Raw genomic sequence first — 25354 nt, forward strand, 5'->3', positions numbered from 1 at the left:
GAGAAATGATGGTAGAAACATTTGCTGAAGCTTTAGGAAAGAGAAAAGGTGTGTTGTATAGCTTCGGCATCGCTTTGCTTGCAACAGGATTTTTCTTGCTGCAATATCAGTCACGCTTCCCAGCGGTGCTGTTTTGGTTGTTTGGCTTGATTTTTTTAGGGAAGACCATTCAATCAGTACGGAACAAATTAAAAGGCGCTAGTCAATTGACGTGGAAGAACATTTTATTAGATGCCTTGCTGAGCCTATTATTGCTTAATCGTGTGATTATCCCTGTTCGATTAGTCGCATTAATTGTGGCTTTAGATCTATTTGCAATTGGTGTTATCGTTCTTATTGATTGTTTCTTGGTCTATCGTACGGAAAATAAATTATTCTTTCGTCCATTGACGGAAGGGCTGTTACATTTTTTGTTAGGTAGTTTTGCCTTATTTGATTTAAAACAGGTGACGGATCTCATTTATTGGGTTTTAGGCATTTATTTTATGTTTTTGGGACTATCACGGATATTAGACGCTTATTTTTTGCCTCAATCTGAGTATTCTCGTCGTTTTCGAATGGGCTTACCTGTCATATTATCAGCCTTTATTCCAGTTTCAGCTTTAAAACAAGTTAATAAATGGTTATCGCTCAAAAAAAGTGATCAATTGGTCTTCACACCAGCTGAAAAGAGTGAAAAACCTGTTGATCTAGAAATTTGGGTTCACACAGCTCGTAAAGGCTTTGAGGCAATGGGGCATGTTGACATTTCTTATAAAGGCAAGACCTATGCCTATGGTCAGTATGATCCAGAACGCTCTTTTTTAGGTGGTATGATTGGTGACGGTGTTCTCTTTAGCTTATCAAGTGATGATTATCTAGAGAGTTTGGCAAATGACGATTGGCGAGCGGTATTTGGCTACGGCATCTCATTGACTGAAGAGCAGAAAGCGAGTATTGACCACAATCTCTCAACACTATTTGAGAATACTAGACCCTTTCATCTGGCAACTGATAAACAAAAGGCTAGTTACTTGGGGCAAATAAGTCAGCGCTATGCCGTTGATTTGTTCAAATTTAGACGTTCTAAATTTAAGACTTATTTTGTGATGACAACAAACTGTGTCTTACTGGCTGATACTATTATGGGAGATGTGGCATCAGACATTATGGCTAGCCATGGGATGTTGACACCAGGAGTTTTTCAAGATTATCTAGAAACTGCCTACCTAAATCCGAAATCAAATGTTGTCAAAAAGTTTATTTTAGGAAAACAAGAAAAAGAGGAATAAGCGATGAAATTAGCCTTATTAGGCACGGGTATGATTGTTAAGGAAGTGCTACCCATTTTAACTGAGATTGATGGGATTACGTTGTCAGGTATTCTCTCAACCCCTCGCAGTATTGAGACGGCGAAGGAATTAGCTGCTCAATACCATTTAGCGCTTGCCACGAGCGATTATGCTGATATTTTAAATAGCCCAGACGTTGACACGATTTATATTGGGACACCAAACCATACCCACTATGCTTACGCCAAGGAAGCACTTTTAGCAGGTAAGCATGTCATTTGTGAGAAACCATTTACGCTCACTCTTGCTGAGTTTGAGGATTTGGTGACAATAGCAGAGCAACGTCAGCTAATGCTCCTAGAGGCTATTACGAACCAATATTTAGGGAATTTTCATTACATCAGAGAAAATCTCAAACAGTTAGGCAATCTCAAAATTGTGGAATGCAACTATTCTCAATACAGTTCACGCTATGATGCCTTTAAACGTGGTGAAATCGCGCCAGCTTTTAACCCAGAGATGGGAGGGGGAGCTCTTCGTGACCTCAACATCTATAACATTCACTTGGTTGTTGGCTTATTTGGAGAGCCTAAAACCGTTACTTACTTGCCGAATATGGAACGTGGAGTGGATACTTCAGGAATACTGATTATGGATTATGGGACCTTCAAGGCAGTTGCTATCGGGGCAAAAGATTGCTCGGCTGAGATAAAATCTACCTTGCAAGGTGATAAAGGATCAATTGCTATTTTAGGGCCAACAAACACCATGCCTGAAATTAGCCTGACACTCAATGGTGAAATAGCAAAACGCCAAAATACCAACACCCCACATCACCGTATGCACGCAGAGTTTGTCGTCTTTGAACGTATTATTAGAGAAAACGACCTTGCGGCGCGTGATAAGGCTTTGGAGCACAGTCGTCTTGTGATGACAGTCCTAGAAAAAGCAGTTGACAGCATGACAAAGAATGAAATAGTTTGACGTGTTATGCTATAATAAAACAGTAAATGATAAGAAAAGAAGGAAATAGAATGTCAAATTATGCTATTATTTTAGCGGCAGGTAAAGGGACACGTATGAAATCTGACCTGCCAAAAGTCTTACACAAGGTGTCTGGTATCACCATGCTTGAACATGTTTTTCGTGCGGTGTCAGCTCTTAATCCAGAGAAAACGGTAACAGTTATTGGTCACAAAGCAGAGCTAGTGAGAGAAGTTCTTGCTGAGAAATCATCTTTTGCGCTTCAAACAGAACAACTAGGCACAGGTCATGCTGTTATGATGGCTGAAGAAGAATTGGCAAATCTAGAAGGTCAAACCTTGGTCATTGCAGGTGATACGCCTCTTATAACAGGTGAAAGCTTGAAAAATCTGATTGATTTCCATGTCAATCATAAAAATGTTGCGACAATTTTAACCGCTACAGCAGATGACCCGTTTGGCTATGGTCGTATTATCCGTAACCAACATGGCGAAGTGACTAAGATTGTTGAACAAAAAGATGCGACTGAGTTTGAGCAACAAGTCAAAGAAATCAATACTGGAACCTACGTCTTTGATAATAAACGCCTTTTTGAAGCGCTAAAAAATATCAATACCAACAATGCTCAAGGGGAATATTACCTAACTGATGTGATTTCTATTTTCCGTGAAAACGGTGAAAAAGTAGGAGCGTATGTCCTTCACGATTTCAATGAAAGTCTTGGTGTTAATGACCGCGTAGCCCTTGCGACAGCAGAAAATGTCATGCGTCGCCGTATTAACAAAGCCCATATGGTGAATGGCGTTTCTTTCCAAAACCCTGAAGCTACTTACATCGAAGTTGATGTTGACATTGCACCGGACGTACAAATTGAGGCTAATGTCACTCTAAAAGGTCAAACGAGGATTGGTGCTGAAAGTGTTTTGACTAATGGGACCTACATTGTAGATTCAATCATTGGTCAAGGGACTGTTATTACGAACTCGATGATTGAAAACTCAACAGTTGCAGATGGCGTAACCGTTGGACCTTACGCCCATATTCGTCCAGGTTCGTCCTTAGCCAAAGATGTTCACATTGGTAATTTCGTTGAAGTCAAAGGTTCATCTATTGGGGAAAATAGCAAAGCGGGACACTTGACTTACATCGGCAATGCGGAAGTCGGTAAAGACGTTAATTTTGGAGCTGGAACCATTACGGTGAATTATGATGGCAAAGGGAAATACAAGACAGTCATCGGAGACAATGTCTTTATAGGTTCAAATTCGACCCTCATCGCACCGCTTGAAGTTGGTGATAGAGCACTGACAGCAGCTGGTTCAACCATCACTAAAAAAGTCCCAGCAGATAGCGTGGCTATTGGTCGTGCACGTCAAGAAAATAAAGACGGTTACGCCAAACGTTTACCGCATCACCCTAACAATAAATAACACACTAAACCAAGTCTAACCAACTTGGTTTTTAGTTAACAATAGCAATCCAAACTAAAATATAGTAAAATTGGAACGTAGAATGTCATTAAGGGGTATTTTTATGGATTTTGAAGAAAAAACACTGAAACGCGATATCGTATTTGAAGGTCACATTTTTACAGTGGCAGTAGATGATGTCGAATTACCAAATAATCTCGGACAAGCCAAACGTGAATTAATTTTTCACAAGGGAGCGGTTGCTGTTCTAGCTGTCACACCAGAGAATAAGATTATCATTGTGAAACAATACCGCAAAGCAATCGAAAAAATTTCGTATGAAATTCCTGCTGGCAAACTTGAAATTGGAGAAAATGGTTCTGAACAAGAAGCAGCCTCTCGTGAATTAGAAGAAGAGACAGGCTACAGTGGCAAGCTTGAGCAAATCTACGAATTCTATACAGCTATTGGTTTCTGCAATGAAAAGATTAAGCTCTACTTGGCAACTGATTTAGTAAAAGTGCCAAATCCTAGACCACAAGATGACGATGAAGTTCTTGAAATCTTTGAATTAACCTTAGATGACTGCCTAAAATTAATAGAAACAGGTGATATTTGTGATGCCAAGACCATCATGGCATTACAATACTATGCCTTAACATTTGGAGGAAAATAGTCATGAGCAAACCGCTTTTGACAGACGATATGATTGACCGCTACAATCGTGGAGAAAGTCTAGAGGACATCCTTTACGAACATGAGCTGAGAACGGGTCAAACGATACAAATGGATGAGATTGAAATTGACCGCATCATCAAAAGCAGACGAATTGAAAATGCCAAAAAAAATCAATTTCGTCGAAAACTCAATTTCATTTTAACCATCATTTTATTATTACTATCATTACTAATTTATGCAGTATTTAACTGGTAACTTATAAAGAAAGGAGTGTTTGATTGGGTGTCAATTCTAATCAAACCTGAGCTAACTCTGAAGAAAATGTCACAACACGGCTACCCAAGGCTGGTCATTTTCTTCTCATTTTTTATGCTCAAAGACGTTTAAATATTATGAAAATTGGAATTATTGCTGCTATGGAGGAGGAGCTACGTACGCTCATTCCCCAACTTCAAGAGGTCAAAGAAACCGAAGTTCTCGGAAATGTTTATTATGCTGGTAAAATTGCCAAACATGAAGTCGTGCTAGTGCAGTCAGGTATTGGCAAAGTCATGTCAGCCATGAGCGTTGCAATTTTGGTAGATCATTTTGACGTGAATGCTATTATTAATACAGGCTCAGCAGGTGCTATAGCCGAAGGTTTAGCCGTTGGAGATGTCGTTGTAGCTAATAAACTGGCTTATCACGATGTCGATGTGACAGCCTTTGGCTATGCTTTGGGGCAAATGGCAGGGCAACCCTTGTATTTTGACAGTGATCAGCACCTAGTCTCTGTTTTTGAGCAAGCTCTGAAAAAGCAGAGCTTATCCAATAAAATTGGACTGATTGCCACAGGGGACAGCTTTATTGCCAGTCAAGAAAAAATTGATACGATTAAAGCCCAATTTCCAGAAGTTCTGGCAGTGGAAATGGAGGGAGCTGCCATTGCTCAAGCTGCTCATAATATCGGAAAACCATTTGTTGTGGTTAGAGCCATGAGTGACACTGCAAACCATGATGCCAATATTAGTTTTGATGAATTTATCATCGAAGCTGGTGCTAAATCAGCTCAAACCCTTCTAACTTTTTTACAATTATTGTAAATTTGTAACCGATATGTAACAGAAGCAAAAAACTTAGGATAATCTCCCGAAAAAAAAGGAAATTACAGACAATTTAGGTTTTTTTATGTTATAATAGCGTAAGGTGGTAAAATAGCAAATATTACCTACAAGAACAGTAAGAATGGGAGTCAAGTGAATGGCTAGAAGTGGCTTTTTTACAGGTCTAGATATTGGAACAAGTACGATTAAGGTACTAGTCGCTGAATTTATCGGTGGCGAAATGAATGTTATCGGCGTTAGCAAGGTCAAAAGTGCAGGGGTAAAAGACGGCATTATTGTTGATATTGACGTTGCAGCTGGTGCCATTAAATCAGCAATTGAGCAAGCGGAAGAAAAAGCAGGGGTAAGTATTGAGAGAGTTAATGTTGCCTTGCCTGCTAATCACTTGCAAATTGAAACAACTCAAGGAATGATTCCTGTTCCAAGTGAGACAAAAGAAATCCGAGATGAAGATGTTGATAGCGTTGTAAAATCAGCATTGACTAAGAGTGTGACACCTGAACGTGAAGTGATTACTCTTATTCCTGAGGAATTTATCATTGATGGATTCCAAGGGATTAAAGATCCTCGTGGCATGATGGGAATCCGCTTAGAAATGCGCGGTATTCTCTATACAGGACCAAGCACGATTCTTCATAACTTACGTAAAGCAGTAGAAAAAGCAGGAATTGCTCTTGAAAATATTGTGATTTCACCGCTTGCGATGGCTCAAACAGTATTAAATGAAGGTGAGCGCGAATTTGGTGCTACAATCATTGATATGGGGGGCGGTCAAACAACTGTGGCTTCTATGCGTAACCAAGAATTGCAGTATACCAACATCTATGCTGAAGGTGGAGACTACGTTACTAAGGATATTTCAAAAGTTTTGAAAACTTCTCGCGACATTGCAGAGGCATTGAAATTTAACTTTGGTAATGCAGACGTCAACGCAGCAAGTGCGACAGAAACGGTGCAAGTTGATGTGGTTGGTGAAAATAGCCCAATTGATGTTAGTGAGCGTTACCTATCTGAGATTATTTCTGCGCGTGTTCGCCACATCTTGGAGCGTGTGAAACAAGACTTAGATCGTGGACGAGTGCTCGATATGCCAGGTGGTGTGGTACTTTCTGGTGGTGGAGCTATTTTGCCAGGTGTTGTTGAATTAGCTGAGAAAGTTTTTGGAACAAATGTTAAACTTTACATTCCAAATCAAGTCGGCATTCGCAACCCAATGTTTGCTAATGTCATCAGTTTAGTAGAATACGTTGGTAATATGACAGATGTTGAATCAATTGCGCAAAATGCAGTGCATAATGAAGAACTTCTTCGCCGTAAGCCAATTGATATTTCACCAACTTATTCACAAGCACCTGTTCGTCCTGTGACACCACCAACTTATCCTACTCCTGAGGCAACACCAGAAGTAGCGGAAGTTGCTCAGACTGAAGAAAAAGTGAGCGATAAGCCTAAACTAGGTGATCGTGTACGCAACATCTTTAGCTCTATGTTTGACTAATTATTTAAAGTGAGGAATAAAATGGTATTTTCATTTGATGCAGCGTCTGTAACAGGCGCAATCATTAAAGTAATCGGTGTTGGTGGTGGTGGCGGTAATGCCATCAACCGTATGATTGATGAAGGCGTAGCAGGAGTTGAATTTATCGCTGCTAATACAGATATTCAAGCTCTAAGTTCTTCTAAGGCTGAAACAGTTATTCAGTTAGGTCCTAAATTAACACGCGGACTAGGTGCAGGAGGTCAACCTGAAGTTGGTCGTAAAGCTGCTGAAGAAAGTGAAGAAGTGTTGACAGAAGCACTTTCAGGTGCTGACATGGTCTTCATTACCGCTGGTATGGGAGGCGGATCTGGTACTGGTGCAGCACCAGTCATTGCACGTATTGCAAAAGGTCTAGGTGCTTTGACAGTTGCCGTTGTTACTCGTCCATTTGGATTTGAAGGAAATAAACGTGGTAACTTTGCGATTGAAGGTATCCAAGAGCTACGCGAACACGTTGACACGCTTTTGATTATCTCTAACAATAATCTTCTTGAAATTGTAGATAAGAAGACACCTCTCATGGAAGCTCTTAGCGAAGCGGATAATGTGCTTCGTCAGGGTGTTCAAGGAATTACAGACTTGATCACAAGTCCAGGTCTTATCAACCTTGACTTTGCCGATGTGAAAACAGTTATGGCAAACAAAGGCAATGCCCTTATGGGTATTGGTATTGGTACTGGAGAAGAGCGTATTGTTGAAGCTGCACGTAAAGCAATCTACTCTCCTCTTCTTGAAACAACAATTGATGGTGCTCAAGATGTTATCGTTAACGTTACAGGTGGTCTTGACATGACCCTAACTGAAGCAGAAGAAGCTTCAGAAATCGTAAGTCAAGCGGCTGGAAGTAATGTGAACATTTGGTTGGGAACTTCAATTGACCCGGATATGCGTGATGAAATTCGTGTAACAGTGGTTGCTACAGGTGTTGGACAAGAAAAAACGCAACGTGTGATTGGTGGCTTTACACAAACTCAAACACAGCAACGTAGCTCTACTCAACCAGTAGCTACACCAACCTATCGCCAAGCCTCTGCACCATTTGACATGTCTGAAACGTCAGAAATTCCGACAATGGATCAGAGAAGTGCGCAAGGTCAACCTGCGACACAAAGTCCATTTGGTGATTGGAACCTTCGTCGTGATCCAATTGCTCGCCCAACAGAAGGTGAGTTAGACAACCAACTATCTGTGACAAGTTTCAAAGATAGCTTTGAGGGTGACGATGAATTGGAGACACCACCATTCTTCAAAAATCGCTAAATATGGAAATGAAAAGTCAAGCAGATAAGGTTTTTGAATCTGTTGCCAATGCTTGCCAAAAGGCGGGACGTTCAGCAGATTCCTTGTCCGTTATTGCAGTAACAAAATATGTTGATCATAATATAGCGAGCCAGCTTGTAGAAGCTGGCGTTCGCCATATTGGTGAAAACCGCGTTGATAAATTTCTTGATAAGTATGAGGCATTGAAGGATAAAAACGTCACATGGCACCTCATTGGAAGTTTACAAAGAAGAAAAGTCAAGGATGTCATCAATTACGTTGATTATTTCCATGCACTTGATTCAGTAAAACTCGCTCAAGAAATTCAAAAGCGGGCTCAGCATAAGATAAAATGTTTCCTACAAGTTAACATCTCTGGCGAAGAGACCAAGCATGGTTTTTCAATAGAAGAATTAGAAAAAGTATTGCCTGAGCTAGAAAAATGTGACCAGATTGAAATTGTCGGATTGATGACGATGGCTCCTATTGAAGCCGATGAGGCTACTCTAGTCGCTATCTTTAAACAGGCAAAACAGTTACAGGAAACAGTAAAAGCTAAAAAGATAAAGAATATGCCAATGACTGAACTTAGTATGGGGATGTCAGGTGATTTTCCACTTGCTATCCAAGAGGGTGCGACATTCATACGCATCGGAACGGCATTCTTTAATTAAAATGGAGGATATATGGGACTTAAAGATAAATTGAACAGTTTCATTTCTTATTTTGATACTGATGAAGTTTCCGATGTGGAAGAAGTCGAGACTCCTGAATATCGTGAAGCAGTCAAACCATCAGCACCTGTTCAACCGGCTCCGAGGCGCCAAGAAGTGCCACGCTCGTCAGTTAAAGAGCAGGTACATTTGAGACCTATTACTGAGACTGAACCAAGTTTGGCTCAGCAGCGTGAACAAATGGCTCAAAATGTTCCAGTTTCAGAAAAATCAAAAATTGCAATTAAATACCCACGTCAGTACGAGGATGCTCCTGAGATTGTTAATCTCTTGATTGAAAACGAGAGTGTTTTAATTGATTTTCAATACATGTTGGATGCTCCTGCAAGACGTTGTTTGGACTTTCTTAGCGGAGCGAGTTCAGTTCTTTTCGGGAATTTGCAAAAAGTCAGCTCGTCAATGTATCTTTTGACACCAGCCAATGTTGTAGTCGATATTGAAGATTTAGGCTTAGCAGATGTCGGTCAACGCGGTGAGAGCACGAGCTTTGATTACGATATGAAGAGACGGTAAAAATGTTAATAATTTATTATATTTTTAGCATCCTGTTTAAAGTAATTGAAGTTTATATGCTCTTATTGGGCGTCTATGCCTTACTATCATGGTTTCCTGGAGCTTATCGAACAGCCCTAGGTTATTGGGTATCTTATTTTGTTGAACCGCTATTAAAACCATTTCGACAACTGAATTTACGTTTTGGAGTATTTGATCTCACTGTTTTAGTAGCATTTGCTGCATTACAGTTTGTTCGCTTTTTGTTGTCGCAACTATATTTGATGATATTTACACTATGGTAAAAAATAGCAGAGCTGTTTATCAGCATTTTCGCCCAGATGAGCAATTGTTTATTGAGAAATGCCTTGACTTGATTCAGCAGGTAGAAGCAACCTACACTTTTCAAGTCACAGAATTTCTTAATCCCAGGCAGGTTACTATTTTAATCACTTTAGTTAATCAAGCTGGGCTTCATTACTATAGTTCTTCTGACCATTATGATACAGAGTATGCTAAAATCATCATTGCTCCAGAATACTATGTCTTAGACGTAGATGATTTTGAGATTAGCCTGTTAGAATTAACGTATAATTCTAAATTCAACCATTTGACTCATCGTCAAATAATGGGGACGATTATCAATCAGCTTGGAATTAAGCGAAGTGTTTTTGGTGATATTTTAGTATCAGATGGCAAAGTTCAACTTTTAGTAGAACAGGCTATGGCATCATACTTTATCCAAACGATTAAAAAAATCGGTAAAGTTTCCGTTGGCTTGAAAGAAGTCTCTCTTGAGATCCTACTTCCTAGAATTGTTAATAGGCAATCACAGGATGTTTTAGTAGCGAGTTGGCGAGCGGATGCGATTATTTCAGAAATTTTAAGATTGTCTCGAAGCAACGCAGCAAAGCTTTTGGAAAAAGATAAGGTAAAGCTCAATTATACAAGTCTTAACAAGGCTTCGCAGGAACTTGAAACAGGGGATTTGCTCAGTATTAGAGGCTATGGACGATATCAAATTGCTCGCAATAATGGACTTAGCAAATCAGGGAAAATAAAACTTACAATTGAAAAAATAACAGAAATATGAGGAGAAACTAATGGCTTTAACGACACTTGATATTAAAGACAAAACGTTTAAAGTAAAATTTCGCGGTTATAGCGAAGATGAAGTTAATGACTTTTTAGATATTGTCACAGATGATTATGAAGCTTTGACACGTACTAATCGTGAACAGGAATTGCGAATTCGTGACTTGGAAGAAAAATTGGCTTACTTTAATGATATGAAAGAATCATTGATGCAGTCGGTTTTATTGGCTCAAGAAACAGCTGATAAAGTCAAAGCTTCTGCTCAGGCTGAAGCAACTAACCTTATCAATAAAGCAACGTATGATTCTCAGCATTTAATTGAAGAGGCTAAAGTCAAGGCCAATGAAATCTTACGTGATGCGACAGATAACGCTAAGCGTGTTGCGGTTGAAACTGAAGAGTTGAAACGTCAAAGTCGTCACTTCCACCAACGTCTTTTGTCAGCGATGGAAAGTCAAGTGAGTGTTGTCAATTCACCAGAATGGCAAGAGCTATTGCAACCGACAGCAGTATATCTCCAAAATTCTGATGCTGCCTTCAAAGAAGTTGTTGAAAAAGTCCTACAAGAAAACTTCTCAGATAGTGACGAACCAGTGACATTTGATGCGACACGCCAATTCACTCCTGAAGAAATGGAAGAAATCTATCGTCGTGTAGCAGAAGCTAATAAAGAATTAGAAAAAGCTCAGTCTGAGCAAGACTATCTTTTTGAAGAAGAATCATCAGAAACTGTGTCATCAGAAACTGTTGATTTTTCTCAAACAGATACTCAAACCTTTACTGTAAATATTGAAGATTAAGAAGAACACAGGGTTATCATGACACTTTAAGCGAGCAAGAGTTGGTGTGAGTCTTGCAGTCCCTCAGATGATCCTATCCTCTTCATTAATTCTAGTTGAAAGTCCTAGTGCCATTAGACTAGAAGGGGTGGTTTCCTTATCAACCAAAGAGGGAAAAGCAGTGTATCATAGGCTATATGAAATACTCGGGATACATTACTTTTCTAAATGAAGGTGGTACCACGATTAGTCGTCCTTTGCACGACTTTTTGTGGTATTTTTTTAGTCATTATTTTTGAAAAGTTAGTTCGCTTTAGATTATTTATAAGAATGGAGTTATCATGAAATTAAAAGAAACCTTGAACTTGGGAAAAACAGCCTTTCCAATGCGTGCTGGTTTACCAAATAAAGAACCAGAATGGCAAAAAGCTTGGGATGAAGCAGATATTTACAACAAGCGTCAGCAATTAAATGAAGGTAAACCATCCTTCCATTTGCATGATGGACCACCGTATGCTAACGGAAATATTCACGTTGGTCACGCGCTTAACAAGATTTCTAAAGACATCATTGTCCGTTCAAAATCAATGTCTGGTTTCCGTGCGCCTTATGTGCCAGGTTGGGATACACACGGTCTTCCAATTGAGCAAGTGTTAGCTAAACAAGGTGTGAAACGCAAGGAAATGGATCTAGCTGAATACCTTGAAATGTGTCGTGATTATGCTCTTTCTCAAGTGGATAAACAGCGCGATGACTTCAAACGTTTAGGAGTCTCAGCAGACTGGGAAAATCCATACATCACTCTAAAACCAGAATACGAAGCAGATCAAATTCGTGTCTTTGGTGCCATGGCTGATAAAGGTTATATCTACCGTGGAGCTAAGCCAGTTTACTGGTCATGGTCATCAGAGTCAGCACTTGCTGAAGCTGAGATTGAGTACCATGATATTGATTCTACATCGCTTTACTATGCCAATAAAGTTAAAGATGGTAAAGGTGTCCTTGATACAGATACTTACATTGTGGTTTGGACAACGACACCATTTACGGTAACGGCTTCACGTGGTTTGACCATGGGGGCAGATATTAACTATGTGGTTGTGAAACCAGCTGGTAGCGACCGCAAATATGTGGTAGCAGAGGCGCTTGTTGATAGCCTTGCTGCTAAATTTGGCTGGGAAAGCTTTGACATCCTTGAAGTTCGTAAAGGTGCTGAGTTTGAGTACATCGTGACAGAACACCCTTGGGATACAGCAGTTGATGAGTTGGTTATCCTTGGTGACCACGTGACAACGGATTCTGGTACAGGTATTGTCCATACAGCGCCTGGATTTGGTGAGGATGACTACAATGTCGGTGTGAAATACAATCTTGAAGTAGCTGTGACTGTTGATAGCCGTGGCTTGATGATGGAAAATGCTGGTCCTGACTTTGAAGGACAATTCTATGATAAGGTTGTCCCAACAGTAAAAGAAAAATTGGGCGACTTGCTCCTTGCTTCAGAAGTCATCAACCACTCATACCCATTTGACTGGCGTACGAAAAAACCAATCATTTGGCGTGCTGTGCCACAATGGTTTGCCTCAGTGTCTAAATTCCGCCAAGAAATCTTGGATGAAATTGAAAAAACAACCTTCCACCCATCATGGGGTAAAACACGTCTTTACAACATGATTCGTGACCGTGGCGACTGGGTTATCTCTCGTCAACGTGCTTGGGGTGTGCCATTGCCAATTTTCTATGCGGAAGATGGGACACCAATCTTGTCTAAAGAAGTGACAGACCATGTGGCAAATCTCTTTGAAGAGCATGGGTCAATTATCTGGTGGAAATCAGAAGCAAAAGATTTGCTTCCAGAAGGATTTACTCACCCTGGTTCACCAAATGGTCTCTTTGAAAAAGAAACGGACATCATGGACGTGTGGTTCGATTCAGGATCATCTTGGAACGGTGTCATGAACGCTCGTGAGAACCTCTCTTACCCGGCAGACCTATACCTTGAAGGTTCTGACCAATACCGTGGTTGGTTCAACTCATCATTGATTACCTCTGTTGCGGTCAATGGGCATGCGCCATACAAGTCAGTCTTGTCACAAGGCTTCGTTCTTGATGGTAAAGGTGAGAAAATGTCTAAATCAAAAGGCAATATCATCTCACCTAACGACGTTGCTAAGCAATATGGTGCTGAGATTCTTCGCCTTTGGGTAACATCAGTAGATACGGATAACGATGTGCGTGTGTCTATGGATATCCTTGGCCAAGTGTCAGAAACTTACCGTAAAATCCGTAACACTCTTCGTTTCTTGATTGCTAATACATCTGACTTTAACCCGGCAACTGATGCTGTTGCCTATGATGAGCTTCGTGCGGTTGATCAATACATGACTGTGAAATTCAACCAATTGGTGGCTACAATCAAATCAGCTTATGAGTCTTATGATTTTATGGCCATCTACAAAGCCGTTGTCAACTTTATTACCATTGATTTGTCTGCCTTCTATCTTGATTTTGCTAAAGATGTCGTGTATATCGAAGCAACAGACAGCTTGGTTCGCCGTCAAATGCAAACCGTCTTCTATGACATTTTGGTGAAAATCACCAAATTATTGACACCAATCTTGCCTCACACTGCTGAGGAAATTTGGTCATACCTTGAACATGAAGCAGAAGAGTTCGTTCAATTAGCTGAAATGCCAGAGGTTGAAACCTTTGCAAATCAAGAAGCCTTGCTTGAAAACTGGGAAGCCTTTATGACGCTTCGTACCCAAGCTCAAAAAGCACTTGAAGAAGCTCGTAATGAAAAAGTGATTGGTAAATCATTGGAAGCTCACTTGACAATCTATGCATCAGCTGAAGTGAAAGCCCTTCTTGAAAACTTGTCTAGTGATGTTGCGCAGCTATTGATTGTATCGCAATTGACAGTAACAGAAGAAGAAGCTCCAGCAGAAGCGATTTGCTTTGAAGGTGTTGCCTTCACCGTTGCTCATGCAGAAGGTGCAGTATGTGACCGTTGCCGTCGTGTCGATACGACAACCGCAGAACGTTCATACCAAGCAACTATCTGTGACCACTGTGCGGAAATCGTTGAAGCAAACTTTGCAGAAGCAGTAGCAGAAGGATTTGAAGTAGTAGCTAAATAAAGCTAGGATGTTCTAGTAGAACAGAAATGACTGTACGTATTTATCAAATATTGTAGATAATAGGTATAGAGCTTTTAGATTTTATTGGTATGCCAATGTGAAGTACTAGAAATCATTTTTGTTGATGATATTATTTGAAGGGAGTGACTGAGATTAGACCAGTCACTCTTTTTCTGATATAATAGAGTGTAAAACATTTTTGGGAATTATCCCTTTCAGAAAGGATAGCGGTTTTTGACTGCTAAAGAAATTATGGATTTAACACAATACATTGCATCAATTAAAGATTATCCTAAAGAAGGTATCACTTTCCGTGATATTTCACCTCTTATGGCCGATGGAAAGGCTTATAGCTATGCTGTTCGTGAAATTGCACAATATGCTTGTGATCACGATATTGATATGATTGTTGGCCCAGAGGCTCGTGGTTTTATCATTGGATGTCCTGTTGCGGTAGAGCTTGGAATTGGCTTTGCCCCTGTTCGTAAACCAGGTAAATTACCACGTGAAGTTGTATCTGCTGATTATGAAAAAGAATATGGTGTGGATACTTTGACAATGCATTCAGATGCGATTAAGCCAGGACAACGTGTTCTTATCGTTGATGACCTTTTGGCTACAGGTGGAACGGTCAAAGCGACTATCGAATTGATTGAACAGCTTGGTGGTGTAGTGGCTGGTTGTGCTTTTATCATTGAACTTGATGGCTTAAATGGTCGTGAAGCGATTGGTGATTATGATGTCAAAGTTTTGATGAACTTCCCAGGATAAGCTAGTATTTAAACAATTTATTTATCTCAAAAACTTCATCATCTTTTGTAGTATAGATGGTGAAGTTATTTCTTAAAATGGCAGTCTAGGTTATTGACTATTTCTATCATTGTTATAGTTTTAAACTATGGAGTTGTCAAATAAATTCATATTTGAAACCTATAGCACCTTTTTTTATAATGATAGTATGAATGATTTAGAAAGGGAGAGCTTTATTATTTTGTAAGATATTGTCTATCGAATTAATGATTTGATAGGTGAATACATGCTCTCGGTGTCTTTACTATGCCAATCACGTTAGATAAGAAATTACCTGCGGTAGATATTTTACGTTCTGAAAATATTTTTATCATGGATGACAAACGTGCCAGTCATCAAGATATCCGTCCAATGGAAGTCTTGATTTTAAATCTGATGCCTACTAAGGAGGCGACAGAAACTCAGCTGCTCCGCCATTTGTCAAATACGCCTTTACAGTTGAATGTTGATTTTATTCATATGAAAAGCCATGAGTCTAAAAATACTCAGGCTGAACATTTAGAAACCTTTTATAAGACTTTTGATGATATCAAGGAACGCTATTATGATGGTATGATTATAACAGGAGCTCCTGTAGAGACTCTTCCTTTTGAAGAAGTGGATTATTGGGATGAGTTGAGCCAAATCTTCGTTTGGAAGGAGACTCATGTTTATTCAACGTTACATCTTTGTTGGGGAGCGCAAGCGGGGCTTTATTTTCAATATGGCATTGAAAAATGGTTACGTAAGGCTGGAAAATTATCTGGTATTTTTAACCAAAACGTTATTGCCAAAACGAATCCATTAATGAGAGGTTTTGATGAGGCTTTTGTAGCACCCCATTCTCGCTATACAGAAGTTTTGGAAGAAGATATCAATAATATTCAAGAGTTGGATATTTTATCAAAAAGTGATAGTGTCGGTCTCTCTCTTCTTGCGAGTAAAGATTTGCGTAATGTTTATAGTTTTGGTCATTTGGAATACGATCGCGATACCCTTGCTAAAGAATATAGCCGTGATTTGCTATCAGGAAAAGAGATTAGCATTCCTGAGAATTATTTTCCAGATAATGATCCTAACCAAACCCCAACTATGCGTTGGAATTTAGCAGCTTCTACCTTCTTTAGTAATTGGCTTAATTATGCTGTCTATCAGGAAACCCCTTACCGTTTGGAGGATCTGTCTAAGGTAGTTAAAGAATAGTACGTGTAGTTGCTCTTTTGTGAACTTATGTGGCGAGCATGACGAAAATGATGGCATGATGTGATGGGGTTTTAAACTAAAAATAGAAAGGATTGTTCAATTTTTACGTAATTGAACATGGGATACGATTATTCTAGTGACAGTAATCATTGGTTAATCTTCCTTAGATTTCTTGAACATGAGTTATTTAGAGAATTTTCATTTGGGCAATCTTGTCCTTCCCTCAGCTCTGCTTTTTCATTTTAAAGAATTATTTTCAAGTGCGGATGCATTTTTGGTTTGGCAATTTTTTTACTTGCAAAATACGACTAAATTAGAAGAAGTCGCTCCAAGTCAAATTGCGCAAGCTTTGGGGAAAACAGTGACTGAGGTCAATCGCCTGATTTCTAATTTGGAAAAAGAGGGTGTTTTGGATGTTAAAACGATTGAGTTGGCAGGTGAAATAGAGGTCATTTTTGACGCAACTCCTGCGCTTTCAAAACTTGATCAGTTGCTTGGAAAAAATCAGTCAAGTCAGCCAAATGTGCAATATGTGGCGCAGGGTGAAGCGATTAAACAATTGACGGATGATTTGGAGCAGGCTATGGGCATGCTTAATCCGATGATTTTGGAAGATGTCCAGAAATTAGTTTATGAAGATCAGACTGACCCAGAGCTTATCCGTGAGGCGTTACGAGAAGCAGTCTTTAACAATAAGGTCAATTGGAAATACATTCAGGCGATTTTGCGCAACTGGCGTAAAGAAGGTATTAAGACCTTACGTCAAGTTGAAGAGCGCCGCTTGGAACGTGAACGGATTAATCCTGATAATATCTCCGTTTCCGATGATTTTCTCTCTGCGATGAGCATATGGAGTGATTAGACAATATAAAAGGCAAGTGAAGCTGGACAAAAACTCAAATTCCCGCCTTGTTGTTGAAAATTAAACAAAATAAAATGGCTTAGAATCAACGTTTTTGACGACGTTACTCTAAGCCATTTGCTATTTTTTAGACTTTTTGCCTAGCCTAACTTGTTCATTTTTAGTTTGCGAGATGATTTTGGAGAATTAATCTTCAAAACCATTTTGATCTGAGAGATTTTTGAAAAAGTAACCGGATTGTTTGATAAGGCGCTGGGCATTTTGACTTAGGTCGACTTCGATGAGACCGTAGCGATTTTTGTAGCTATTAAGCCAGGACCAGCAATCAAGCCCTGCCCAGACATGGTAGCCGAGGCAGTTTGCTCCTTCTGTGATGGCCTGATGGACGTAGCGCAGGTGGTCTTTGTAAAAATCAATGCGATATTGGTCATTGATATAGCCCGATTCGTTACGGTAACGGTCTTCATTTTCAACTCCCATACCGTTTTCGGCAATAAAACAAGGGATATTGTCATAGTGGTCACGGAGATTGATGAGAATATCATAAATGCCCTTTTCATAGATTTCCCAACCCCGATAGGGGTTTATTTTTTTGTTTGGCATATCATAATAGTCAAAATAGTCCTCTGGCATTGGAGTATTTGGATGAGTTGGCACTGGAGATTCCTTAGCTTTGATGCGTCGTGGCTGGTAGTAATTGACACCTAAGAGATCGACGGTATGCTGCTGGAGAATCGCTAAATCTTCTGGCTGGTGATCAGGAATCATGTCCAAGTCTCTGATAATCTCAACAAGGTCTTCTGGAAAGTGTCCTTTTACAGAAACATCAAGGAAGGAGCGATTGAAAAAGGCATCCGCTATTTGAGCGGCTTTGACATCCCCAGCATTATTTTGATCCCTAGGGTAGCTCGGTGTGAGATTGAGAATGATGCCAATTTGCCCATTATGATGTCCCTCGTGGTAGGCCTTTATGGCTAAACTGCTAGCAAGGGCAGAGTGAAATCCGACTTGAATGGCGTGTTTCAAATTAACTTCGCAAGGGTAATGCCCTTGGTAAAGATAGCCGTATTCGACAGGAACAATAGGTTCATTTTGAGTGAACCAGTAGCGCACGCGGTCACCGAACAGCTCAAAACAGGTTTTGGCATAGTATTCATAGGCCAAGACGGTATCGCGATTTAACCAGCCTCCTTTTTCTTGCAGTGCCATGGGTAAATCAAAGTGGTAAAGGTTGATGAAAGGCTCGATACCATTGGTAAGGAGTTCATCAATGTAGCTATTGTAAAAGGCAACGGCCTCAGGATTGACCTCACCAGTACCTTTTGGGAACAGTCTGCTCCATTGGATTGATGTTCTAAAGGAGTTATGCCCAGTGGCTTTCAAAAGTTGGATGTCTTCTCGGAAGTGCTTGTACAGTTGAGAGGATTTGTCTGGTCCAATCCCATTATGGAAACGATGGGGTTCTTGTTGGAACCAGTAGTCCCATGTGTTATCGCCTTTTCCGTCGTTTGGGAAACGGCCTTCGCTCTGAGGACCGCTAGTTGCGCTTCCCCAGAAAAATGATGGTGGAAAATGATAGCTTGTCATTGTGTCTCCTTTGAATGGTTTATGTGAAAATGAAGTCTTGTAGCTGTTATCAAGTCATGGTGATTGAGTGTTGAGACTGATTGGTCATCTAGATGCACATGGAGGTTTGTGGCTTCTGTGTCACCAGTTTTAGAGGTAATCTGTAAGTTATGAGTAGGTAAATGAAGTTGGATAGTATCAAATGCTGGAATGCCAAGATGATACACAGGATTTCCAGGACAAATAGGGTAAAAACCCAGACAAGAAAAAATGTACCAAGCAGATAGACTACCGTTATCTTCATCGCCAGGATAGGCTTGATAAGTTGGTGAAAAATAATGTTCTCGTATGTCGTGAATGAGTGAGGCTGTTTGTTCGGGACGAAGGCTCAGCTGAAAGAGATAAGGGATGTGAAAACTTGGTTGATTTGAAATAGCCAGTTGTCCAATGTTTGCCTGAGCCATTTCACTCATTTCGTGGATTTCGTAGCCATAATTCTGGCACTCAAAAAGAGGTTCGGTGGTCAATAGTTTGTCTAGGTATTCTGTGAACGCTTTTTTGCCACCCATCAGTTCAATGAGACCATCAAAGTCATGGAGTGCCCCTAAAGTAGCTTGAATAGCGGAGCATTCAGCATAGTCCAGTCCCCAAGCATAAGGAGAAAATGTTGCCTTGAAATGCCCTTCTTTGTCCTTAGAACGCATATAACCAGTGTCTGGATCAAAGAGTTGACGATAAGATTTACTAGATTGAATGAGTGAGCTAGCTAATTTTTCGTTACCTAGTATCTTGGCAACTTGCCCAATGCACCAATCACTATAGGCATAATCTAGGCTATGGCTAACACTTTCATGATAGCAATTGGGGAGATACCCCAATTGTTGGTAATCTTTGGCACCGTGTCTGCCGTAGCGCTGACTTGGATCTTCGGTGTTACGGGTGTCTAACATGGCTTGTAGCAGTTGAGGAAGAAGTGTTTTTCCTAGTCCTTTACTAGCAGCGTCAGCGATGACGCCATCTACCAAAGTACCAGGCATAATTCCTCTTTCATCTGGAGACAACCATTTTGGGAGAAAACCAGTATCTTGATAATGGCTCAAAATACCTTCTAAAAAATGTTGGTATTGGTCTGGATAAAGGAGACTGTAAAGAGGATAGGTCGTGCGGAAGGTATCCCAGTAGCCGTTATTTGTGTAATACCTACCAGGTTTTGGAGCACCAGAATGAGTATCAAAGTGTACAATATCTCCAGTTTTTGTCACTTCATGAAAGGTTTGTGGAAATAACAGAGTACGATAGAGGCAATGGTAAAAAAAGTTTTTCTGGTCTGAATGCTCATTATCTTCAATGGTAATACGGTTTAATTTGTCTTCCCAAAACTGACTGGCTTGAGAGAGGGTGGTTTGAAAATCCCCTATCTGACTGAGGTGGTATTGGGCTTGTTCTTGACTAATATAAGATGTTCCCAACTTAATCTCAACCTCTGTCTCGGCAAAATCAAGACGAATATGCCCATTTAAGCAGTCAAATGTTTTACCAGCAATAAATTGGTCCCCATTCAGCTGACCTGCTTGTGTTAGAGGAGCTGAGAAAGCTAAATTCATGTAAAAGGTGAAATGGTCAGCCTGTGTTTCACTAGCGTTATGTAGACATATCGTAAGATGGTAATCGTCTGTGATAGTATAGCAAGCGTGGTCTGGTGCGAATAAAACAAGGCTTATCGGATTTTTTGTCTCAGAAGAGAAATGATAGTTGGCACCATAGAGTGAAGGTGTTACCTGACTAGTTATTTGAAAGCGATTCGATTTCACCGACAAAAGGTCAGGACGGAAAATCGCAGAGCTTGTTTTGTAGCTTGATTGCCTATGAAAGAGAGTCTCTTGACTTAGTGAACCTGTCACAGGAGTCATAAGAAAAGTTGCAAAGTCTCCCAACCAAGGGCTGGGCTGGTGTGTCAGTCGAATGCCTTGATAAATAGGCTCATAGGGGTTGAAAAAACAGTTGCCCTGCTGATCAGTTGTTTGAAGGCAAAAGGCATTCATTCCCCAAGGTAGAGCAGTTAGGGGAAGGCAGTTGCCGTTAGAATAGGCGTGTGAATTATAAGTCCCCCAGCGGGTATCAATGTGAGAGGTAATGGTCATAAAATCTCCTTGTGTGATGATGGGAATGGGAGTAGATAGGTGGCAAATTGTCCTACTCATGTATTCTAATCGTGAAGATTAAGTTTTAGTCGTCAGATTTTACATCAAACTGTTAGAACTACAAAATAGTAAGTTAGAATACATTTCCCACCTCAATAATGCTTACTGCCATTATAGTAGAAGAAACAAGGGAAAAAAATAGCAAGTTGGGAAGACCATATATTTGTGTAGAAAAGGGTTTAATTTGTGTATGGGAATTACTGGTTATCTCTTCTAAACTAAAGAGTGAAGGATTAGCATTAATCGCTTAGTGAAGATATTGTCGCGGTTAATAGCTTTTACAACAAATGATGAATGAAGGAGAGAACATGATTTACACTAAACCAACAATGCGTGCTTGGCTTGATACAATTGCTGAAAAAACGGCTGATCATCCTAGCTGGGGAAAGGTATTTGAAACCTGTTTTACCGATACCTTAGATAAAACCATTGCGATTTTAGAAGATGGAACGAGTTTTGTCTTAACAGGGGATATTCCTGCGATGTGGCTCAGAGATTCTACGGCGCAGATAAAACCGCACCTATTTTTAGCAAAAGAAGATTTGGCACTGCGACAAACCATTTTAGGATTGATTGAGCGGCAATGCGAATTTATCCGCCACGATCCCTATGCTAATGCCTTTAACCAAGAAGATAATGGACGTGGGCACCAATCGGATCATACGACCATGACAGGTCGTATTTGGGAGAGAAAATACGAGGTTGATTCGCTCTGCTATCCCTTGCAACTGGCGTATTTGCTATGGAAAGTCACTGGGGAAACCGCTCATTTTAAGCCATCTTTTTATCAGACTGTTGAACTGATTGTTGATACATGGAAGGTTGAGCAGAACCATGCGGAATCTCCCTACCGTTTTGAGCGTGATACCGACCGATTGGAAGATACCTTGTCCAATAATGGTAAAGGTAATCCCTGTGCCTATACTGGCATGACCTGGTCTGGTTTTAGACCGAGTGATGATGCTTGTGTTTATCCTTACCTCATTCCATCAAATATGTTTGCAGTTGTTGTGCTGGGCTATGTGATAACCATTTTAGAAACGCAAAAACCAGAAGGCTATGAGGCTCTGCTGAACAAGACAAGGGACTTACGTGACGCTATTGACCAAGGTATCAAAACTTATGGTTTGACGAAGAATGCTAACGGAGAAACTATCTTTGCTTATGAAGTTGATGGCTTAGGCAATCAGTCTATCATGGATGATCCTAATGTGCCAAGTTTGTTAGCAGCACCTTACTTAGGCTATTGTGATAAGCAAGACCCTATTTATCAGGCGACGAGACGAACCATTTTGAGCAAGGAAAATCCTTATTATTACGAAGGTACTTATGCTTCTGGTTGCGGAAGTACCCACACTTTTTATCGCTATATCTGGCCAATTGCTCTAGCTATTGAAGGATTGACGACAGATGATAAGGACGAAAAAGCTCGCTTACTGGATCTAATGGTGACTTGTGATGGCGGTACAGGTGTCATGCACGAAAGTTTCCATGTGGATGATCCAAGCCTGTATTCGAGAGAATGGTTCTCCTGGGCTAATATGATGTTTTGTGAATTAGTGCTGGATTATTACGGCTTAGGAATGGAGTGAGACATGACACGAGAAACGGTACATATTATTTCCCATAGTCACTGGGATAGGGAGTGGTATCTTCCTTTTGAAGAACATCGCATGCGCTTAGTGACCTTGATTGATGATTTGTGTGAGCTTTTTGAAACAGATGAGGCATTCAAAAGTTTTCACCTTGATGGACAGCTGATTGCATTGGATGATTATTTGGCGATTAGACCACATAAGCGTGAGCAATTAGCACGATATATCCGTGAGGGAAAATTAATTGTCGGTCCTTTCTATATTTTGCAAGATGACTACCTCATCAGTAGCGAAGCTAATGTGCGTAATACGTTAATTGGGCATCTTGAGTGTCTTCAATGGGGAAGACCTCCTAAAATCGGCTATTTTCCTGATACCTTTGGCAATATGGGGCAAACGCCTCAGTTGTTGAAACAAGCTGGTATTGAGGTTGCTTTTTTTGGACGTGGTGTAAAGCCAATTGGTTTTGATAATCAAGTCTTGTCAGATGAGCAGTTTCAGTCTCAATTTTCAGAGATGATTTGGACTGGGGCAGATGGCAGTCAGATTTTAGGTATTCTTTTTGCTAATTGGTACAGTAATGGTAATGAAATTCCAGCGGATCGAGAAGAAGCTAAGCGATTTTGGGATAAAAAGTTAGAGGATGCTAGAAAGTATGCAGCAACCCCTCATCTTCTGATGATGAATGGGTGTGACCATCAACCGGTACAAAAAAATCTCTCAGAAGCCATTCGAGTGGCAAGGGAATTATATCCTGACATTGACTTTGTTCATAGTAATTTTGAGGATTATATAGCTGCTGTGAGAAATTCCTTGCCAGAGCAATTAAGTCAGGTTAGAGGTGAATTAACCAGTCAGGAAACCGATGGATGGTACACCTTGGCAAATACGGCTTCATCACGTATTTATCTGAAGCAGGCCAATGATAAAGCTAGCCAGTTACTAGAACAAGTGGTGGAACCACTCGTGGTTCTCACAGGAGAACCTTATCCGAAAGATGAGATGCGCTATGCTTGGAAACTACTTTTGGAGAATGCACCGCATGACAGTATTTGTGGCTGTAGCGTCGATGCTGTTCACCGTGAGATGATGACACGGTTTGAAAAGGTGGAGCAAGTTGGCAATTACTTAGCAGAGAAAACGTTTACCAATTGGTCTAGGACCCTTGATACCAAAGATTTAGATGGTTATCTTTTTACAGTGGTGAATACCAGTGCTTCTCCTCAAACGAAGTTAGTGACGGTAGAAGTGATTGTTGATGAGACGGATTTTAGAGATGGACGGCTTGCTGAGCACCACCAAAAGATGGCAGATATTACCTTACCACCTCTTGGTCTTTTTACAGTAGATGGTGAGCGTATTTGGGCAGAAATTGAGGATTTGGGTGTGCAATTTGATTACCATTTGCCAACAGATGCCTTCCGCTCTGCCGTTTTTGCCAGAAAATTACGGGTAAGCTTTGTGGCTGAAGACATGCCAGCCTTTTCATGGCAGACGTATCAGATTAAGCCAGCGTCAGCTTTACCAAAAGTTGAAGGTTCTGACCATTTGGAAAATGATTTTGTAAGGCTTGAGCGTGATGGCGATCATCTTGTTTTAACTCATAAAGAACTTGGCCATCGCATCACTAATCTCATCACCTTTGAAGATGTGGGTGATATTGGTAATGAATATGCCCATTTTGCTCCTAAATCAAGTCAACCGATTTACAGTCGATTGATTGATTTTACAATAAGTGAGGAAACACCAACTTATCAAAGGGCAATGGCTAAGCATCAGATAATCATTCCAATTGGTGCGGACGAAACCTTATATCAAGAACAAAAACAATTAATTGAATACTACAAGCGCCAAGCTGGACGAAGTCAGCAAATGGCGTCTCTGGAAGTGACAACAGAAATTACTCTATACCGTAAGAGCCCTCAACTTAGTTTCACAACGCGGTTTGATAATCACATGCTCGATCATCGTTTGCGGGTGATTATTGAGACAGGTTTACAGGCTGAGACTCATTTGGCGGATAGTATTTTTGAAGTGGTAGAACGTCCAAATACGCCATCGGTAAACTGGGAAAATCCTCATCATCCACAACGTCACCGCACATTTATTTCGTTGGATAATAACACTATCGGTATGACGGTATCAAGTATTGGTCTTCACGAATATGAGATTCTGGATAAGAGTAAGATTGCTTTGACGCTCTTGCGAAGTGTTGGAGAACTCGGAGATTGGGGAGACTTTCCAACACCAGAGGCTCAATGCCTAGGGGTCTCAGAAGTTCATTATGGGATTGAAGTGCATTCTAAGACTATGCACTACGAAGCGATTCATAGGGCTCAAACCTTACAGCTTCCTCTATATGTTGGACAAGTAACACGCCAAGAAGGTGGGTGCCCTTCAACTGGACAATTCAAGCATCCTGTTCTTGAAAAGCCTGAATTATATGTGACGGCTTTAAAACCATCCGAAGAGACGGGACTTCCTTTGTTACGCTATTATAATCTCTCTGATGAAGCCTTAGAAATCACCCATCAAGCAAAAGGTGTGGACTTATTGGAACAACCTGTAGGAGAATTACCACAAAAGATTGGTCCACAAGAAATTAGAACAGAAATCCTTAGCCAGGTATTCCCTCGCTAGAGTAAGTAAAAAG

The 25354-nt window shown here is 40.4% G+C and carries 21 protein-coding genes; 19 read left to right on the plus strand and 2 right to left on the minus strand.

The annotated features are described in order from the left end of the window. Positions 1-5 precede the first annotated feature (5 nt). The 17 genes from AB6M99_RS04730 (at position 6) to AB6M99_RS04810 (ending at position 17339) form a co-directional block, all read left to right on the plus strand. Positions 6-1271, plus strand: coding sequence for a hypothetical protein (locus AB6M99_RS04730; RefSeq protein WP_369351146.1), 1266 nt, complete (start codon positions 6-8; stop codon positions 1269-1271). A 3-nt stretch (positions 1272-1274) separates the two neighbouring features. Next, positions 1275-2255, plus strand: a complete 981-nt coding sequence (locus AB6M99_RS04735; protein ID WP_121834446.1) for a Gfo/Idh/MocA family protein — start codon at positions 1275-1277, stop codon at positions 2253-2255. 50 nt (positions 2256-2305) lie between these two features. Then, positions 2306-3685, plus strand: a complete 1380-nt coding sequence (gene glmU / locus AB6M99_RS04740; RefSeq protein WP_121834447.1) for a bifunctional UDP-N-acetylglucosamine diphosphorylase/glucosamine-1-phosphate N-acetyltransferase GlmU — start codon at positions 2306-2308, stop codon at positions 3683-3685. A 103-nt stretch (positions 3686-3788) separates the two neighbouring features. Beyond that, entirely contained in the window at positions 3789-4340 is a 552-nt protein-coding gene (locus tag AB6M99_RS04745) for an NUDIX hydrolase (protein ID WP_121834448.1), read from the plus strand. A gap of 2 nt (positions 4341-4342) precedes the next feature. After that, entirely contained in the window at positions 4343-4597 is a 255-nt protein-coding gene (macP, locus tag AB6M99_RS04750; protein WP_121834449.1) for a cell wall synthase accessory phosphoprotein MacP, read from the plus strand. Positions 4598-4734: 137 nt separating this feature from the next. Next, a complete protein-coding gene (locus AB6M99_RS04755) occupies positions 4735-5424 on the plus strand; it encodes a 5'-methylthioadenosine/adenosylhomocysteine nucleosidase (protein WP_121834450.1) in 690 nt (229 codons plus the stop codon). Between the two features lie 157 nt (positions 5425-5581). Next, positions 5582-6943 (plus strand): cell division protein FtsA, encoded by a 1362-nt coding sequence (gene ftsA / locus AB6M99_RS04760; RefSeq protein WP_121834451.1) that lies wholly within the window; start codon positions 5582-5584, stop codon positions 6941-6943. 21 nt (positions 6944-6964) lie between these two features. Continuing rightward, positions 6965-8245: a cell division protein FtsZ gene (gene ftsZ / locus AB6M99_RS04765; RefSeq protein WP_121834452.1), complete on the plus strand. Its 1281-nt coding sequence runs from the start codon at positions 6965-6967 to the stop codon at positions 8243-8245. 2 nt (positions 8246-8247) lie between these two features. Further along, the gene (locus AB6M99_RS04770) at positions 8248-8919 is read left to right on the plus strand and encodes a YggS family pyridoxal phosphate-dependent enzyme (RefSeq protein WP_121834453.1); all 672 of its coding nucleotides are present in this window, start codon (positions 8248-8250) and stop codon (positions 8917-8919) included. A gap of 12 nt (positions 8920-8931) precedes the next feature. Further along, positions 8932-9492, plus strand: coding sequence for a cell division protein SepF (locus tag AB6M99_RS04775; protein ID WP_121834454.1), 561 nt, complete (start codon positions 8932-8934; stop codon positions 9490-9492). Positions 9493-9494: 2 nt separating this feature from the next. Beyond that, positions 9495-9776, plus strand: coding sequence for a YggT family protein (locus AB6M99_RS04780; RefSeq protein ID WP_121834455.1), 282 nt, complete (start codon positions 9495-9497; stop codon positions 9774-9776). Beyond that, complete coding sequence (locus AB6M99_RS04785; protein ID WP_369351147.1) at positions 9770-10564, plus strand: RNA-binding protein; 795 nt, start codon at positions 9770-9772, stop codon at positions 10562-10564. The genes AB6M99_RS04780 and AB6M99_RS04785 overlap by 7 nt, the downstream gene beginning before the upstream one ends. Before the next feature lie 10 nt (positions 10565-10574). Then, the gene (locus AB6M99_RS04790) at positions 10575-11366 is read left to right on the plus strand and encodes a DivIVA domain-containing protein (protein WP_121834457.1); all 792 of its coding nucleotides are present in this window, start codon (positions 10575-10577) and stop codon (positions 11364-11366) included. Positions 11367-11686: 320 nt separating this feature from the next. Continuing rightward, positions 11687-14485: an isoleucine--tRNA ligase gene (gene ileS, locus AB6M99_RS04795; protein ID WP_121834458.1), complete on the plus strand. Its 2799-nt coding sequence runs from the start codon at positions 11687-11689 to the stop codon at positions 14483-14485. Between the two features lie 252 nt (positions 14486-14737). Further along, positions 14738-15256 (plus strand): adenine phosphoribosyltransferase, encoded by a 519-nt coding sequence (locus AB6M99_RS04800; protein ID WP_121834544.1) that lies wholly within the window; start codon positions 14738-14740, stop codon positions 15254-15256. A gap of 285 nt (positions 15257-15541) precedes the next feature. Then, on the plus strand, positions 15542-16477 hold the full coding sequence (metA, locus tag AB6M99_RS04805; protein ID WP_121834459.1) for a homoserine O-succinyltransferase: 936 nt from the start codon (positions 15542-15544) through the stop codon (positions 16475-16477). A 178-nt stretch (positions 16478-16655) separates the two neighbouring features. After that, positions 16656-17339: a DnaD domain-containing protein gene (locus AB6M99_RS04810; RefSeq protein WP_121834460.1), complete on the plus strand. Its 684-nt coding sequence runs from the start codon at positions 16656-16658 to the stop codon at positions 17337-17339. Between the two features lie 186 nt (positions 17340-17525). Here AB6M99_RS04810 and AB6M99_RS04815 read toward each other — a convergent pair whose 3' ends face one another. Further along, positions 17526-18926, minus strand: a complete 1401-nt coding sequence (locus AB6M99_RS04815) for a glycoside hydrolase family 1 protein (RefSeq protein ID WP_121834461.1) — start codon at positions 18924-18926, stop codon at positions 17526-17528. After that, on the minus strand, positions 18923-21046 hold the full coding sequence (locus tag AB6M99_RS04820; RefSeq protein WP_121834462.1) for a GH92 family glycosyl hydrolase: 2124 nt from the start codon (positions 21044-21046) through the stop codon (positions 18923-18925). The genes AB6M99_RS04815 and AB6M99_RS04820 overlap by 4 nt, the downstream gene beginning before the upstream one ends. A 368-nt stretch (positions 21047-21414) precedes the next feature. Between AB6M99_RS04820 and AB6M99_RS04825 the strand changes: the two genes are divergently transcribed. Both AB6M99_RS04825 and AB6M99_RS04830 read left to right on the plus strand, forming a co-directional pair. Further along, positions 21415-22698: a glycoside hydrolase family 125 protein gene (locus AB6M99_RS04825; RefSeq protein WP_369351148.1), complete on the plus strand. Its 1284-nt coding sequence runs from the start codon at positions 21415-21417 to the stop codon at positions 22696-22698. Positions 22699-22701: 3 nt separating this feature from the next. Further along, entirely contained in the window at positions 22702-25341 is a 2640-nt protein-coding gene (locus tag AB6M99_RS04830) for an alpha-mannosidase (protein ID WP_121834464.1), read from the plus strand. Positions 25342-25354 lie beyond the last annotated feature (13 nt).

The organism is Streptococcus hillyeri (assembly GCF_041081565.1).
In the GTDB taxonomy this organism is placed as follows: domain Bacteria; phylum Bacillota; class Bacilli; order Lactobacillales; family Streptococcaceae; genus Streptococcus; species Streptococcus hillyeri.